The sequence below is a fragment of the Pseudoalteromonas sp. SR43-5 genome (genome assembly GCF_014163835.1).
Taxonomy (GTDB): Bacteria; Pseudomonadota; Gammaproteobacteria; order Enterobacterales; family Alteromonadaceae; genus Pseudoalteromonas; species Pseudoalteromonas distincta.
The window spans coordinates 1-15,099 of sequence record NZ_JACJEA010000014.1 but is presented as its reverse complement, the minus strand read 5'-3'; the positions used below and the strand labels follow the sequence as shown (position 1 = coordinate 15,099).

General features: G+C 39.9%; 14 protein-coding genes and 1 pseudogene. 9 read left to right on the top strand and 6 right to left on the bottom strand.

Going from position 1 to position 15,099, the window contains the following annotated elements:
• The first annotated feature begins 134 nt into the window (after positions 1–134).
• Positions 135–2,711 carry an exo 1,3/1,4-beta-D-glucan glucohydrolase gene (locus H5090_RS09940; protein WP_182695599.1) on the top strand — a complete coding sequence of 859 codons (2,577 nt, stop codon included), beginning with the start codon at positions 135–137 and terminating at the stop codon, positions 2,709–2,711.
• Between the two features lie 91 nt (positions 2,712–2,802).
• On the opposite strand, the gene H5090_RS09935 is transcribed toward H5090_RS09940, so the two are convergent.
• The 3 genes from H5090_RS09935 to H5090_RS09925 form a co-directional block, all read right to left on the bottom strand.
• Positions 2,803–4,290, bottom strand: a complete 1,488-nt coding sequence (locus tag H5090_RS09935) for a tryptophan halogenase family protein (RefSeq protein WP_182695598.1) — start codon at positions 4,288–4,290, stop codon at positions 2,803–2,805.
• On the bottom strand, positions 4,283–5,833 hold the full coding sequence (locus tag H5090_RS09930) for a tryptophan halogenase family protein (protein ID WP_182695597.1): 1,551 nt from the start codon (positions 5,831–5,833) through the stop codon (positions 4,283–4,285). The genes H5090_RS09935 and H5090_RS09930 overlap by 8 nt, the downstream gene beginning before the upstream one ends.
• A 102-nt stretch (positions 5,834–5,935) precedes the next feature.
• On the bottom strand, positions 5,936–8,902 hold the full coding sequence (locus H5090_RS09925) for a TonB-dependent receptor (RefSeq protein ID WP_149602463.1): 2,967 nt from the start codon (positions 8,900–8,902) through the stop codon (positions 5,936–5,938).
• 457 nt (positions 8,903–9,359) lie between these two features.
• Between H5090_RS09925 and H5090_RS09920 the strand changes: the two genes are divergently transcribed.
• The 8 genes from H5090_RS09920 to H5090_RS09885 all read left to right on the top strand — a co-directional run bounded on the left by H5090_RS09920 (position 9,360) and on the right by H5090_RS09885 (position 14,005).
• Complete coding sequence (locus H5090_RS09920) at positions 9,360–9,515, top strand: hypothetical protein (protein ID WP_161792775.1); 156 nt, start codon at positions 9,360–9,362, stop codon at positions 9,513–9,515.
• Positions 9,516–9,578: 63 nt separating this feature from the next.
• The gene (locus H5090_RS09915; protein WP_182695596.1) at positions 9,579–10,250 is read left to right on the top strand and encodes a hypothetical protein; all 672 of its coding nucleotides are present in this window, start codon (positions 9,579–9,581) and stop codon (positions 10,248–10,250) included.
• Between the two features lie 3 nt (positions 10,251–10,253).
• Positions 10,254–10,928 (top strand): Crp/Fnr family transcriptional regulator, encoded by a 675-nt coding sequence (locus H5090_RS09910; protein WP_010553509.1) that lies wholly within the window; start codon positions 10,254–10,256, stop codon positions 10,926–10,928.
• 71 nt (positions 10,929–10,999) lie between these two features.
• Complete coding sequence (locus H5090_RS09905; RefSeq protein WP_182695595.1) at positions 11,000–11,407, top strand: hypothetical protein; 408 nt, start codon at positions 11,000–11,002, stop codon at positions 11,405–11,407.
• Positions 11,408–11,491: 84 nt separating this feature from the next.
• A complete protein-coding gene (locus H5090_RS09900; protein WP_182695594.1) occupies positions 11,492–11,995 on the top strand; it encodes a DUF962 domain-containing protein in 504 nt (167 codons plus the stop codon).
• A gap of 59 nt (positions 11,996–12,054) precedes the next feature.
• The gene (locus H5090_RS09895) at positions 12,055–12,846 is read left to right on the top strand and encodes an SDR family oxidoreductase (protein WP_182695593.1); all 792 of its coding nucleotides are present in this window, start codon (positions 12,055–12,057) and stop codon (positions 12,844–12,846) included.
• A 61-nt stretch (positions 12,847–12,907) separates the two neighbouring features.
• Positions 12,908–13,501, top strand: a complete 594-nt coding sequence (locus H5090_RS09890; RefSeq protein ID WP_182695592.1) for a DUF2238 domain-containing protein — start codon at positions 12,908–12,910, stop codon at positions 13,499–13,501.
• Positions 13,502–13,561: 60 nt separating this feature from the next.
• A complete protein-coding gene (locus H5090_RS09885; protein ID WP_182695591.1) occupies positions 13,562–14,005 on the top strand; it encodes a GNAT family N-acetyltransferase in 444 nt (147 codons plus the stop codon).
• Between the two features lie 108 nt (positions 14,006–14,113).
• Here the strand turns inward: H5090_RS09885 and H5090_RS09880 are convergent, their stop codons facing one another.
• The 3 genes and pseudogenes from H5090_RS09880 to H5090_RS09870 all read right to left on the bottom strand — a co-directional run.
• Complete coding sequence (locus H5090_RS09880; RefSeq protein ID WP_024597909.1) at positions 14,114–14,452, bottom strand: hypothetical protein; 339 nt, start codon at positions 14,450–14,452, stop codon at positions 14,114–14,116.
• Between the two features lie 43 nt (positions 14,453–14,495).
• On the bottom strand, positions 14,496–14,639 hold the full coding sequence (locus H5090_RS21080) for a DUF3465 domain-containing protein (protein WP_232007048.1): 144 nt from the start codon (positions 14,637–14,639) through the stop codon (positions 14,496–14,498).
• Between the two features lie 126 nt (positions 14,640–14,765).
• Positions 14,766–14,909: pseudogene (locus H5090_RS09870) on the bottom strand (transposase); the annotation flags it as partial.
• Between the last annotated feature and the right edge of the window lie 190 nt (positions 14,910–15,099).

Sequence of the window (15,099 nt, the reverse complement as noted above, 5' to 3'; positions counted from 1 at the left end):
GTATGGTATTTAATAACTTTAAGGAAGCGCTTCCATATTTAGGTTAGTGGCTATTGTTAAACAGGTCAATAGTTAAATTTAAATAACAAATGGGCGCTCACAAAATCACACTGACACAACACAGGGCTATAAATATGAAAAAAAGCTTAAACACTAACAGGTTACACATGCTCCCCATTTTAATTGGAGGACTGTGCGTTTTAAGTGGGTGTAATAAACAAGAGATTAACGCAAATAATAGCCAAGGCGCCGTAGCCAAAAAGGCTGAGCATGAGCAAGGTGATTTATCACTTTGGCCAACGCTTAAAAGCAAGGTAGTTAAAACCCCTGAAATTGAAAATACAATTGCACAGTACTTAAAAACAATGACGCTTGAGCAAAAAGTAGCGCAAATGATCCAACCTGAAATTCGCGATATTAGTGTTGAAGATATGCGCAAATACGGTTTTGGTTCGTATTTAAATGGCGGTGGCTCGTTCCCAAATGCTAATAAGCATGCAACGCCTGCTGATTGGATAACACTTGCTGAGAGCATGTACCAAGCCTCGGTTGATGACTCAATTGATGGCAGTAAAATTCCGACCATTTGGGGCACTGATGCAGTACATGGCCATAATAATGTGATTGGGGCGACGTTATTTCCGCACAATATTGGTTTAGGTGCTGCTAATAACCCCGCATTAATTGAGCGCATTGCAGCAGCTACTGCAATAGAGGTAATGGCAACAGGCATAGATTGGGTGTTTGCACCGACTGTTGCGGTTGTGCGCGACGACCGATGGGGCAGAACGTACGAAGGCTACTCAGAAGACCCTACAATTGTACGTGAGTATTCAGCCGCAATTGTAAACGGATTGCAAGGCAGAGCCGATGAAGACTTTTTAAGTGACAAACGCGTAATTAGTACTGTTAAGCACTTTTTAGGCGATGGCGGCACAGTAGATGGTGACGATCAAGGCGATAACATTGATAGCGAAGAGGTGTTATATAACATTCATGCGCAAGGTTATATAGGTGGCTTAACCGCAGGTAGTCAGTCGGTTATGGCATCGTTTAATAGCTGGAATGGTAAAAAAAATCACGGCAATAAATACTTACTTACCGATGTATTAAAAACAAAAATGGGTTTTGATGGCTTTGTTGTAGGAGATTGGAACGGACACGGACAAGTTGCAGGCTGTACAAATGAAAGTTGCCCGCAGGCTGTTAATGCGGGGCTTGATATTTTTATGGTGCCAACGGGTGCTTGGAAACCACTTTATGAAAATACAATTAAACAAGTAAAAGCGGGTACAATAACAATGGCGCGAATAAATGACGCCGTAGCACGTATTTTACGCGTTAAATTACGTGCGGGTTTATTTGATAAACCAAGCCCCGCAAATCGAAAATATTCAGGTAAATTAAAACTAATAGGTGCGCCAGCACATCGCGATATTGCCCGCCAAGCGGTACAAGAGTCGCTAGTACTGCTTAAAAACAACAACCATTTATTACCGCTTAACCCATCAAGCAACATACTTATAGCAGGCGATGCGGCCGATAACATAGGCAAGCAATCGGGCGGTTGGAGTATTACGTGGCAGGGAACTAATAATCAAAATGCAGATTTTCCTGGGGCAACGTCTATTTATGCGGGGCTAAAAACGCAAATAGAGGCCGCTGGCGGTAACGCTATTTTAAGCCCAACGGGTGAGTTTAATACCAAACCCGATGTAGCCATTGTTGTATTTGGTGAAGAACCATACGCAGAGGGACATGGCGATAAAGACAACCTTGAGTTTGAACGTAACAATAAACGCTCTCTTAAAATATTAAAAACATTAAAGCAGCAAGGTATTGCGGTGGTGTCGGTGTTTATATCGGGCAGACCAATGTGGGTTAACAGCGAGCTAAACGCGTCAGATGCATTTGTAGCAGCATGGCTTCCTGGCACTGAAGGACAAGGCATTGCAGATGTTTTATTAGCGGATGCAAGTGGGCAGGTACAGTACGACTTTAAAGGTAAATTGTCTTTCTCATGGCCTAAATCGCCACTGCAAACCGCAGTAAATAAGGGCGATGCTGATTACTCACCATTATTACCCTATGGCTTTGGTTTAACATATAAAGATGAAAGTACGCTTGCCAATAATCTAAATGAAGACTCAGGTGTTGATATTAGTAACCTTGCGCCGTTATCTATATTTAATGGCAGTTTTAAAACGCCGTGGCGTTTGTTTTTAAATTCAAACAGCGAGCAGCACCAAGTAGCAAGTAACAGTGTAAAGCTCGGTGGCATTACTTATCGCACTGAAGACAAAGCGATTCAAGAAGATGCGATGCAATTTAATTTTGATGGCACTGCACCCAGCTATATCGAAATTAATAGTAACTTTACCGAAGACAAAGTGGCCTACATTGAAGCAAATTCCGCCCTTAGCTTTAGCTATAAAGTAAACCAAATACCTAGCTCACAAACATACCTTGCAATGAAGTGCGAACAAGGCTGTGGCGGCGAGCTTGATATTACCCGTGATCTTGAAAATGCTGATTTAAATACATGGCAAACCATGAGCATAGATTTAACGTGTTTTGCTAAAAAGGGTGTTGATTTTGCCAGAGTAACCAGCCCTTTTATTATTAAAACGGCAGGCGAGCTTAACGTTTCAGTTGCAGATATTAGCTTTGAACCACAAGGCGCTGAAACAGGAAAAATAAAGTGTGAGTAGTAGAGTGCTTATAAGTTAAGTTTATTGTGTGTTGTGTGTTGTGTGTTGTCTCAAAGCCCTTAGTAATAAGGGCTTTTTTTAAAGAGGATATTTATGCTGGGCAATACTGCTTTAAAAACTCATGATGAGGCGGTAATTGGCTAACGCGCTGTTCTATTTGCTGTTTAATACCGTGTAAAAAACGGGTGAGTTCTTCGTCGCTCATCATGCTGGCTATTAAGTGATGTTGATTAGGCTCAATGCCTTGACCAAGCATAACTTGCACCCATGAATCGACTCTAAAAATGTCGCCATCATCTAAAAATACACGGCCGGTTTGTTTAAACAAATCAATTTTATGCTGAAGTGTTTTTGGCACTTCCATGGCATTACAATGCTGCCAAAACTCACTGTCATCGCGATTAGTTACTTTGTAGTGCAGCACAATAAAGTCGCGAATATTTTCAATTTCGCTTTTAAGCTGTTTGTTGTATTCGTCAATGGCGTGATTGGTAATGCCATTAAACGGAAATAAACGCATAAAGCGAATAATACCCGACATAATTAAGTGAATGCTGGTGGACTCAAGTGGCTCTACAAAACCGCTGGCAAGGCCAAGCGCTAGGCAGTTTTTATTCCAGCCTTTTAAGCGGCGCCCTGTTTTAAATTTAATAATACGTGGCTCTGTAAGCGCCTCGCCCTCAATGTTACTTAATAAGAGCGCTTTGGCTTGCTCGTCATCCATATATTGGCTGCAATAAACTAATCCGTTGCCGACACGGTTTTGCAGCGGTATACGCCATTGCCAGCCGCTTTTGTGGGCAATAGATCGGGTAAGCGGTAATACGGTCTCGCTGGTTGATTTTGTTTGCACCGCAATGGCGCTGTTACACGGTAGTAAATGCGACCAGTCTTCGTAGCCAGTATGTAATGCTTGCTCTATTAATAAGCCTCTAAAGCCAGTGCAATCAATAAAAAAGTCGCCGTTAATGTGCTCGCCATTATTTAAAATCAATGATTCTATATGGCCCGTTTTAGGGTTTTTTACTACTTTTTGTATTTTACCTTCAATGCGTTTTACACCCAGTGGCTCTGAAAATTCACGTAAAAACTGCGCGTAACGCGTGGCATCCATATGGTAGGCATAGTTAATAGGGTTTTGCTGATTAAACGCAAACTTACCGGCTTTAGCCGCTTGCAGCTCGTAGCAGTAATCGCCAAATGGGTTGTTTATTCCAAGTGCTTTACCTTGCAGCCAAAAGTGATGAAATTCACCCGCCCAACATTCTTTGCCCGTTGCGCCAAATGAGTGAATATAATGCGTGTTTTCATCGCCCCAGTTTTCAAAGCTAATACCTAATTTAAAGCTTGCTTGAGTGGCTTTCATAAATGCTTGCTCGTTTATACCCAGCAATTTATGAAATGTACGAATAGGCGGAATTGTTGCTTCGCCAACACCTACAGTGCCAATATCGTCAGATTCAACAAGGGTTATGTTTATATTGTTACCAACTAGTTTAGCAAGTGCCGCTGCGGCCATCCAACCTGCAGTGCCGCCTCCAGCAATTACTACGTTTTTAACAGCGTTTGTTTTAGTCATTATGTGGCTGCCCATTATTTGATAAAAGATGATTTAAAAGCGCGCGATTACTTGGCAGTCCATTTAAGCACTGCGCTATTTTTTCGCGATTTTGCTGATAATAGTAATCCCCAGCGCGTGGGTCGTTAAATGTATTTTGTGCAGATACTGTTTGTGTATCAAAGCCCATGCCATATAAAACGTATTGGTAACTGCTTGATGAAAACACTTCTTCGTTTTCAATAAAATCAAAGCGGCTAGGGGGCTGAAATTGCCAAAGTTTAAGTAAGTTTTGCAGGCGCTCGGGCGCGGTATTTAAATTACTAATATCTTGCCAATAAGGAGTGTCGTCGCGCTCGCTTAGCACATAATGAAGTTTTAAAAACTCAATAACGCGCTGCCAACGAGTGCTAAAACGCTCATTAAAACGCGTTTCAAGCTGGCTCATATGGGCGCGGTTTTGCGGTAGTTGCTCGCTTATCATGCTAATTGAAAGCTCAACCATTGCAAGAGCTGACGCTTCAAGAGGCTCTAAAAAGCCAGCAGACATACCAACGGCAACACAGTTTTTAATCCAAAATTTTTGCCTGTAACCAGGGCTGAATTTTAATACACGGTAGGTAAGTTGCTCAGCTTGTTGCTCACTGGTGCTTTTGGCTATGTAGTTTTTTAGAGTATTTGTTGCGCTTTCATCACTTTGATATTTACTACTAAATACATAACCTGTACCACGGCGTGTTGGCAGGGCTATATCCCAAATCCAGCCGTTACTTTGCGCTGTAGATAGCGTAGCAGAGGCGATTGGCTGATCGGTGTGTGCATTAGGTATTTGCGCCGCAACAGCGCTGTTATTAAATAAAATATGATCTTGCGCTATAAACTCACTATTAAAATGCTCACCAATTAAACGAGCGCAAGAGCCTGAGCAATCTATAAATAAATCACCTGTTATATCGCCATTATTATTTGTTTTTAATGAAGTAATATAGCCATGTTCGTCGTTAATAACCTCGGTTATATCATCAATAATATGTGTAACGTTTAGGTTTTTAACGCAGTGATTTTTTAAAAACTCAGCAAATTTACCCGCATCTAAATGATAGCCATAGTTGGTGACCGCTGCATATTCGGGTGTTTGTAATTGCTTTGGTGCAAGTGCTGCTTGGCATACAAAGCTTTGCATATTAACAACGTCGGCAAATTTTTGATCAGGTGCAATGCGTTGCCAGCTGGCGTGTAAATTAGTGTGCTCGTAGCCTTGTGGATTCATAAAAGGGTGGTAGTAGTTTTCTCCCTCGCTGAGGTTGCGCCAATTTATAAATTTAGAACCTTGCTTAAATGACGCGTCGCACTGGGTTATAAAATCACTTTCTTTAATGCCAATGCGTTGTAAGGTATTACGCATTGAAGGCCATGTGCCTTCGCCGACGCCCAATATAGGCACATTTTCCGACTCCACTAACGTTACATTAAGGTGCGGGTGTTCGGCAGCTAATAAGCCTGCGCTTAGCCAACCGGCAGTGCCACCGCCTAAAACGACTATTTTTATTATTGGTTTGGTCATGAGTTAACCCCCTAAAGTTGATAACAATTAAACTAGCATTAATACTGTTTTAAATACAAAAAAGCCGCTAGTAAAAACTAACGGCTTTACTTTGTATCACCTTTAGAAGTTGTAACGCATACCAATATTGTAACGTGCACCTAGCTGTTGTAGGTTCCACAATTGAACTGACGTACGGCCATGTTCGCGGCTGTTTTGTTCAGTAATGTTAAGGCCTTCAACAAAAAACGATAGTTGTTCGCTGTAGTTGTACGCAACATTAAAGTCGATTTGATAATATTCTTCAGTAAAGCCTGGCTCGTTTACGTATCGAGCTGCGCTATTTAAAAACTTATCACGCCAGTTGTAAGCAATACGTGCTTGAAAATCATCGTTTTCGTACATTGCAATAAAGTTAGCTGTATCGCTTAAACCCACTAGTGCAAATTGTGTTGTAGTAGGGTCTGCGTTTACATCAAAGTCTATGTCGCCGTTAACTGTGGTGTAGTTTGCTTGCACACCAAAACCGCTTTCACCAAAAAAGTGCTGAAAGGCAATTTCAAAACCATCAATGGTGGCATTTTTATTGTTGGTAGGTACTTGTGCTGTAAATTCTAGTAATGGGTCATCGCTGTTAGCAATTACATCGTAAGCGGCTTCAAACTCTTCGTAGGTCATAGAGTCAAAATCAACGCCATTTTCTGTTGCGGCAACCATTTGAAATAAGTTTGAATCGGTTAGAGCAAGTCCGCGAGATTCTAGCTCAGCAATGGCAGCTTGTGCGCGAGGACCCGCTGTTGCATCGCGTAATCCGTAGTAGTTTTGCGTCATTGGTGTTAAACCAATAAAGTTTTCAATGTCTTTAGTGTAATAACCTACCGACACATAACTAGTTTCTGCAAAGTACCACTCAGCCGATACATCAATATTATCTGATTCTAGCGGCACTAAACCAGGATTACCCGTTGACGCTGTAGCCGGTGAAGAACCCGCTAAAAGAGTAGGGGCACCTGGTACACCAACAGTCGCTGCTGAACTTAAGTTATCGTAAGTTGGGCGAGCAATTGTCGTGCTATAAGAAAAACGCGCTTTTACGTTTTCAATTACTTCTATGTCAAAGTCAAAGCTTGGTAAAAAGTGATCGTAGCTAGATTTAAGCGTGAAATCTTCTTTAGCCGAGCCAAAACGAACATTAAAGTCGTTATTACCTTCCCACGCTACTGCGTTAGGTAAATCGATATTAGCCGTTGAGGTAATGTCGGTAGACTCTTGGCGCGCGCCAATAACAATGTTGTATGGCATATCGCCAATGTAACCATTGTAAGTAAATTGCACAAACGCAGCGGTTATGTCTTCTTCAATGGTGCGGTTAGTTGCAAATGCGCCATCGGCCGCAAAGTTAAAGCCGTATTCTTCACCTGCCCAGTAACCAATTTGCGATGCGCTGCCAGTGTAACCTTGGTTGAACGAGCCTGATGTATCGTAGTCGTCAAACTCAGCTAAAAAGTTTGTTGGGTTTAGGTAGCCATCAGGTAATTCGCCTGGGTTTTCTATACCCCAGTTACCCATTGTATTACGTGTAAGTGATTGCAGTGAATGGCTTTCCATAGAGCGAGACTCTATACCAAAGTCAATTGCGCCGTTTTCAATTTCGTATTTACCATGAATTCTAAATTCTGTGATTTCAGATTCTTGGCGAGCAAAGTTAGAATCTAAAATAGACGTACCCACATCAGAGGCATCTAATGTGTTATTACAATTTAGGTTATCTCGGCGGCAATCATCAAAATCGATACTCATTGATGGAAGTTCGCGGCTAAAATCAACTTCTTGTGCGTTAACTACGTTTGCTCCCAAGCCTGCGTTTACCCAGCTACCGTAAGGTGCATCTGGTTTGCTAGTGGCTTTTGAATTGTGCGCATCAAACATAAAGCTCAATTCTGAATTGAAATAGTATTCAACGTTTAAACCAATAGAGTCGTTTTGGTTAACTTGGTTTAGCTCTTGAAATGCTAAGCCTAAATCGCGTGTTTGCTGATCGCGACGTTCTTCTCGGTAATAAATCGGGGTTTTTACCGTGTTATCGTCAAACGTTAGCGCGCTTTTGTAGTTATCCATCCAAATTGATTGCTCAGCACGGGCTTCGAATAAATCTTGCTTAGAATATGTGTAATCAAGCGTGGCTGTTAAATCGTCAATAGGGCTGTATTGCAGCGTTAATTGCGCGTTTGTACGAGTACGTTCTCTGTCGGCAATGGTGTAGCGCAAATCTGATGGCATTGAATAAAGCTGGCCAACGGCGGGTGCATTAGTTAAAACAATATCGTCTGCAGCTTGTGGGATTGTGCCGTCAAAAGCTGATGTATTCCATTGATTTACAAACGCACCTGTTGATGAGCTATCGCGCTGTTGCATGCTTGCAGTTAACGAGGCACCAAATTTAGCTTCACTGTCGGTCCAGCTAATTAAGCCCGAAAGCTCAGGTGTTATGTCATCACCAACGCGGTTTGTTGAGTCGTGTAATGCTTTTACGCCAATGCTTGAAACAAAGCCTGGATTGTCGAGCGGGCGAGCGGTATTAATATTAATTGTTGCGCCAATACCACCTGATGCAATGCTAGCTTTACCCGTTTTATATACTTCAACCGATTTAACGCTATCAGACGCTAAGTTTGCAAAGTCAAATGCACGAGAGCTGGGTGTACCACCGCCTGCAGGCAAAGATGCCGCCGGCATTGTACGCCCGTTTAGGGTTACCATATTGTAGTCGGGGCCAAAACCACGAACCGTTACTTTAGAGCCTTCACCATTTGAGCGATCAATCGACACACCCGTAATACGCTGTAGCGACTCGGCTAAGTTGGTATCTGGGAATTTACCAATATCTTCAGCTGATATTGCATCTACAACACCGGCGGCGTCGCGTTTTAAACGAGTCGACTCTTTAATACTGCTTTTAAAACCAGTAACTTGGATTACTTCAACATCTGTATTTGCTTCTTGTGCATATACAGGCAAAGAGATTGATGCACCTAAAATCAGAGATAGGCTGGTCGCTATCTTTGTTTTTCTTACAATATGGTTGGACATTCGGTTTCCCTCGCGCTTTTATCATTATTATTAACAGCTTGTATGGGGCTGTTATTGTGTAGTTATAAACATTGTCAAATGTGTGGAAGCGCTTCCAGAAAGATCTGATTAACTAGAGTTTGTGGAAGCGCTTCCAGAAATGCTAGTTTATATTTTGAATAGGGTCAACTGTTGTTTTAATAAAATGAGACTAAATTGTTTTAAAAATGTATTTTTTTTGGATTTAATTTTATTTAAATTATAAATTACAATTGGTTATAAAAAACCGTTTGAAATAGTGCGGTAACAACATTTTATTATAAGAAAACCAATTATTGATTAATTTAGTTATTTACATATTTTTATAAGGTGTTTAAATCAGCTTTTAATACTAGCTAAAATTAATAAATCGGCCGTTGGTCACTCAACAAAAAATAGGTACATTTGCAAACTTAGCGAAAATGCCGATGTAGTGATTATGTACAACGCAATTGAAGCAATCGCATCAAGCGGCGGTTCTAACTCAGTTTATGAATCGGTCATTAAAAACCAGTGGTTGTTTAAAAAATCGTTAATTAAATCACTAAAAAGTAACGTAGTTTTTGCAGAAGATGGTTTAAAAATAAACTTATAAAGTATTGCGCATAAGGTGTTGCGAGTCGCTAGTTTTATCGCTATTTTAAAGGCTCTCTCATAGATGGATTTTATTATGCGCATTAAATTTTTAGCGAGCTTTTATTCTTTCTTCTTGTTTGCTCTGTTTGGTTGTGACGACCAAAGTATGGCAATTCAAGGTAGTCCTCAGCTAAATAATAATGTAAGTAACTCACCCTCTAATCTCAAAGTAAACACGCCTTCAGCAGCTCAAACACACGAACCCGCTTTAGTGGTCGGTATGCTAGCAACACATTGTAAAAGTAATGAAGCAGCCTACATTAACGCAAAAATGCATAAAGTTGTGCGTAACCCAGATGAAAATACAGCCTACAAGTTAGAGCCTACCGATAAAGTACTTTCTATTTGTGTTGCAAAAGATGACTCATCGCTTAGTTATCGATTTGGTAGAGTTAATGACATAGGGCTTGAAAAAGAAGCAACACCAGATGCTCCATTTGGCAGTTACTACAGGCAAGTAGGGCGTATTGGCGAGAGTATCTTATTTTTTAGTAACGGCGAATATCACTACTATATTATTAACTCAGGCGGTATGGGCAGCGGTGTAACCGTTAATGTTTATAAAAACGATACATTAATAACTGAGCTGTTTTCGGGTAATGATCCTTACGATGATTTTGTTATAGCAACCGATTTAAATTTCCCTAAAAAATTGGTTATCGAAAAACAGCCATTTAATAAGCAAATGCAGTAAATAATGACTCCACAGCAGCAAAACGTTATAGAGCAAGGGCATTGGTTTAAAAACCGTAGCGCTTATTTAAAAAGCTTTTTATTAACGCAGGGCAAAACGCTCTCACTAAAGGCTCAGCAATCATTATTTTTGCGAGGTGATAAGCACGATGGAATTTATGCCGTACTTAGCGGCGTGGTGCGTATTAGTGGCGTAAGTAACGAAGGCAAAGAAGCTGTATTGAGCTTTATTGATTCATCACTGTGGTTTGGCGAAGTTACCTTGTTTGATGGTGGCCTGCGCACTCATGATGTATATGCACAAACTGATGTTGTGCTTTTTTACGTGCCCCAACGCGAGCTTGAACAGCTATTAAACGAACAGCCACAATATTGGCAAGAGTTTGGTTTATTGCTGGCACAAAAGTTACGCCTAATGTTTACCTCAATGGAAGATCACGCATTACTAAGCGCTGAGCAAAAAGTATGCAATCGACTTTTAATGCTTAGCGAACATACTGAGCACTTAACACCGCTTGTTTTATCTCAGCAGCAACTTGCTGATATGACCTACCTAACGCGCCAAACTATTAATCAAATACTGCAACAGCTTGTTAGCCTACAAGCCATTAGTTTGGGGTATCAACGCATAACTGTTTTAGATAAACAAAAGTTGCAGGCGCGTGCTACACAAGCTTAAATAGAGACTTTTTTATTTAGTTGGAACCAAAATTGCTACAGATAATGTAACGCAACAATGGATTTGAGCTAATGACTACAATAACCTTTAAAAATCAATATAGTAACTATAACTCTCCTGCATTAAATAAAGCGGCAGGACTAAGCGAAGTTGCGGCAACTAATACCCTCCCTAACGAAAAAACAAATGATGTTAAAGGCATAAGCTCAACGCCTAAAGATCAAACGTTTTTAGAAAGTGCTCAAGAAGCGCTGGTTTATCAGCGCTTAGGTGTAAACAAAAACAAAATAGACGAGCTAAAAGCAACAATAGAAGAGCTCATTAAAGAACAGCAAAGTGAGGGCGCAGACCCTAGCGCAATTGCTGATAAAATAGAGGAACTCCAAAAAATGCTTGAGCAAGAGTATCAAAAAGGGCGCGAGCGAACGGATATGCAAGGTGAGCATGAGCCGGGTAAAATAATTTCTGCATTTGTTTAATTTATAAAATGTCGGATACCTGACATTGTTGTTGTGTCTACTTTTGCTAAAGTAAGTTTTATAGATAAAAATAAAGGCAAAACAATGAAAACACTTCAACAGCAACTTGGTAAATATGGTTTATATCATCGTTCTAAGCGTAATGTGCTAACGCACTTTATTGGTATTCCGCTCATTGTATTTGCGGCGTTGTGTTTACTAGCGCGCATTCAAATACCCCTTGGTAGTGTAGTAATTGATGGTGCACAACTTTTTGTATTAGCGTCGGTTGTTTATTATTTTATGCTGAGCTTTTCGCTTGGCTTTATTATGGCCGTGATATTCACTTTACTCCTTGTTGGTGCTCAGCCTATTGCGGCAATGGCGCTTTGGCCGTGGTTGAGTATTGGCGTAGGTGTGTTTGTATTTGGCTGGGTATTACAGTTTATTGGGCACTATTACGAAGGTAAAAAACCGGCGTTTGTAGATGATTTAATTGGTTTAATTATTGGCCCTTTGTACGTAACTGTTGAACTACTATTTTTAATGGGTTTTTACAAAACATTAGAAGATGAAGTAAACGCGATAGCTGGTCCTACAAAGGCGTAAAATACTTTACTAAGTACCTTAATAAAACTTAATAAATAATAATAAAAGGCAGATAACGCATGCAATATAATAATAAAACCGTGTGGATCACCGGCGCATCATCAGGTATTGGTAAAGAGCTTGCTATACAATTTGCCGAGCTTGGCGCGCGCGTTATTTTATCGGCGCGCAATGTAGATAAACTAAACGATTTAAAAGCAACGCTTAAAGGCGAAGGGCACTTAGTTGTGCCGCTGGACTTAGCCCAGCCAGAGCATGTACTGAGTACAATAACAGCAAACATGAGCGAGCTTCCTGTAATAGATATTTTAATTAATAACGGCGGGGTATCGCAGCGTAGCTTATTTTTAGAAAACGACTTTAACGTGTATCGCCAATTAATGGAGGTTAATTACTTTGGCTTAATTGCACTGACTAAAGCGGTATTGCCTTCTATGGTCGTAAGGCGCAGTGGCTCAATTGTGTCTATTAGTAGTGTGGCGGGTAAGGTAGGTTCAAAATTTAGAACGGGTTATTCGGGTTCTAAATATGCGGTTGTTGGTTTTATGGATTGCCTACGTGCAGAAGTAGCACAACATAACATTCATTGTTTAACAATTTGCCCAGGCTCTATTAAAACAGCAATTGCGCATAACTCATTAAACGAGCAAGGCATAGCGCAAAATAAACCAGAAGAATCGATAGAAAATGGGATGGATGTAAGCGTAGCTGCTACAAAAATGATTCGTGCCATAAGTAATAAAAAAGACGAAGTGATTATTGGCAAAGGTTTGAGTGGTTGGGCGCCTACAATTAAGCGCTTTTTTCCTACTTTGTTTAATCGCATTACTGCAAAAACAAACTATAGGTAGCGTCGTTTATTTCAAAGGCGTAAAATGCCGTAAATTTGATCAATTTAGAAAAGGATTCTAAATGAAGTATTTATGGTTGAGCCTGTTTTTTATTGTATTAATTTGGTCTGGTATTAACCCAAAAGATCAATTTACATGGCTGCTTGAAGTTATCCCCGCAATTATTGGTTTAGTGCTGCTGGCAAGTACCTATAGCCACTTTAAACTTACCCCTATTTTATATACATTTATTTTAGCGCATTGCATAGTGCTGATGATTGGCGGGCATTACACCTACGCCGAAGTCCCTTTTTTCGATAATTTATTTGATAGCGAGCGTAATAACTACGACAAAGTAGGGCACTTTTTTCAAGGCTTTGTACCTGCACTACTAGCACGCGAAATTTTACTGCGCAAAAAAGTAGTAAATGGTCGAGGCTGGTTAATCACCTTTGTTATTTCGGTATGTTTAGCATTTAGCGCCTTTTACGAATTAATAGAGTGGTGGGTTGCAGTGTTAAGCGGCGAAAACGCAGAAGCGTTTTTAGGCACGCAAGGTTACGTGTGGGATACCCAATCAGATATGGGACTGGCGTTATTTGGGGCTATTTGCTCGCTATTAGTACTTTCAAAAGTACACGACAAACAGCTAAAAAACGTTAAAGATTATTTATAGGCTATAGGAACGTTCTATAGAAATGTTTATAAAAACATTGATAAAAAAGACTACTAACGTATGACAGCAAAAATTAGTAACTACTCAATCAGCACAGATAAAAGCAAACTTAACTTTAATGTTATTTATAACTTTATTGCTAACAGCTATTGGGCCAAAGGCATACCTAAAAGCGTGATGCAATCGGCTATTGATAACTCAATGTGCTTTGGTGTTTACAGCGCTCATAACGAACAAGTTGGCTTTGCCCGAGTAGTGACCGATAAAGCAACCTTTGCCTATTTAGCCGATGTATTTATTGCCCCGCACTTGCAAGGTAATGGGCTGAGTAAGTTACTTATTAAAACAATAGTAGAGCACCCTGAGCTACAAGGGCTCAGGCGCTTTTTATTAGCAACTTCTGATGCACATGGTCTTTATGCACAATACGGGTTTAAACCGATAGACAACCCCGCACTACTAATGCAAATAAATCCTGAGAATGTGTATGGTGATAGTAAGTAGAGAGTACTTTCTAAAGTGGGGTTATTATTTTTATGATTCACTATATAGCTAATTAGTAAGCTGTTTTTTGATGTTATAAACTTTTTGGCGGTAGATATTAATACTCTTTTAAATACGATATTTTTTCTTCATTGATAGAGCATAAGAAAGTACAAATAGAGCCACCCACCAAGCAGCAAATACCCACAATCCAGGCTTAAGTTCACACCATTCTTTAATGTTAATAACACCATATATAAACAAACCTAGAGAGATGAGTGGTAAAATAAATAAGGAGTAAAAAAGATATTTAATAAAGTTTGATAGAAGTTTTTGATACAGTTTATGCTCATTATCAGAGCGAAACTCGATCATTAAAAAAATACATTGTGAAGATATAAGCAAAAGTATTACTTGTAATAAACACCAGCCTAAAGCCGCCAAAATTGCGATCCATTGCATTGTCATTTTCGTTTTCCTTACCTTTTTACTTTAACAGATTGCTATAAAGCTATTGGTATATTTTACCTTTGTGTTTTAACCAACCACCAACATGATATCCGTTGGGATCTTTATGAGTCCAGTGTACTACGGCCACTTTTTTATTCCACTCATACTCTCTATAAAATTGAACATTATCACTTTTCGAAATCAATTTAATTTTTGGGGCTAGGTCAATGTTATGTGCGATTAAAATAGTAATGCTGAACTTAATTTAAGAATAAACTTTTGATGACGCCAGCCTTTATTATCGACGTTTAATATAGGAATCTTTTCGTCAACGACTGAGCATTAACGGATGAATATCAAGCGTCTTAGCAACCTCCTTTATCAAGACATCGTCTCGTAAGCTTAGTTCGACTGCTTTGATTTTGAAATTAACTGGGTAAAACCGTGTCTTTCTAGCTTGAGTATATCTAGGCATTTTAGTCTCCTCATAGTGATGAGGAGGTGTCCACTAAAACGGGTGAGGAGCACAGTCCTTTTGAGTGACTTATAGTTCGACCAAGCCACTTAATTTAAAAGTAACTGACTATTATATTAAGTGGAATATGCTTCTGTTGGTTACGAATATTGAATGACAAACATCCAATGTTTTTAACAAGACGTTCGAG

Bases quoted from the DNA above. Each gene is read 5' to 3' on its own strand.
- H5090_RS09910 (WP_010553509.1), top strand. From the start codon at position 10,254: ATGACTCCACAGCAGCAAAACGTTATAGAGCAAGGGCATTGGTTTAAA.
- H5090_RS09900 (WP_182695594.1), top strand. From the start codon at position 11,492: ATGAAAACACTTCAACAGCAACTTGGTAAATATGGTTTATATCATCGT.
- H5090_RS09890 (WP_182695592.1), top strand. From the start codon at position 12,908: ATGAAGTATTTATGGTTGAGCCTGTTTTTTATTGTATTAATTTGGTCT.
- H5090_RS09885 (WP_182695591.1), top strand. From the start codon at position 13,562: ATGACAGCAAAAATTAGTAACTACTCAATCAGCACAGATAAAAGCAAA.
- H5090_RS09895 (WP_182695593.1), top strand. From the start codon at position 12,055: ATGCAATATAATAATAAAACCGTGTGGATCACCGGCGCATCATCAGGT.
- H5090_RS09905 (WP_182695595.1), top strand. From the start codon at position 11,000: ATGACTACAATAACCTTTAAAAATCAATATAGTAACTATAACTCTCCT.
- H5090_RS09925 (WP_149602463.1), bottom strand. From the start codon at position 8,902: ATGTCCAACCATATTGTAAGAAAAACAAAGATAGCGACCAGCCTATCT.
- H5090_RS09940 (WP_182695599.1), top strand. From the start codon at position 135: ATGAAAAAAAGCTTAAACACTAACAGGTTACACATGCTCCCCATTTTA.
- H5090_RS09920 (WP_161792775.1), top strand. From the start codon at position 9,360: ATGTACAACGCAATTGAAGCAATCGCATCAAGCGGCGGTTCTAACTCA.
- H5090_RS09930 (WP_182695597.1), bottom strand. From the start codon at position 5,833: ATGACCAAACCAATAATAAAAATAGTCGTTTTAGGCGGTGGCACTGCC.
- H5090_RS09935 (WP_182695598.1), bottom strand. From the start codon at position 4,290: ATGACTAAAACAAACGCTGTTAAAAACGTAGTAATTGCTGGAGGCGGC.
- H5090_RS09915 (WP_182695596.1), top strand. From the start codon at position 9,579: ATGGATTTTATTATGCGCATTAAATTTTTAGCGAGCTTTTATTCTTTC.
- H5090_RS09880 (WP_024597909.1), bottom strand. From the start codon at position 14,452: ATGACAATGCAATGGATCGCAATTTTGGCGGCTTTAGGCTGGTGTTTA.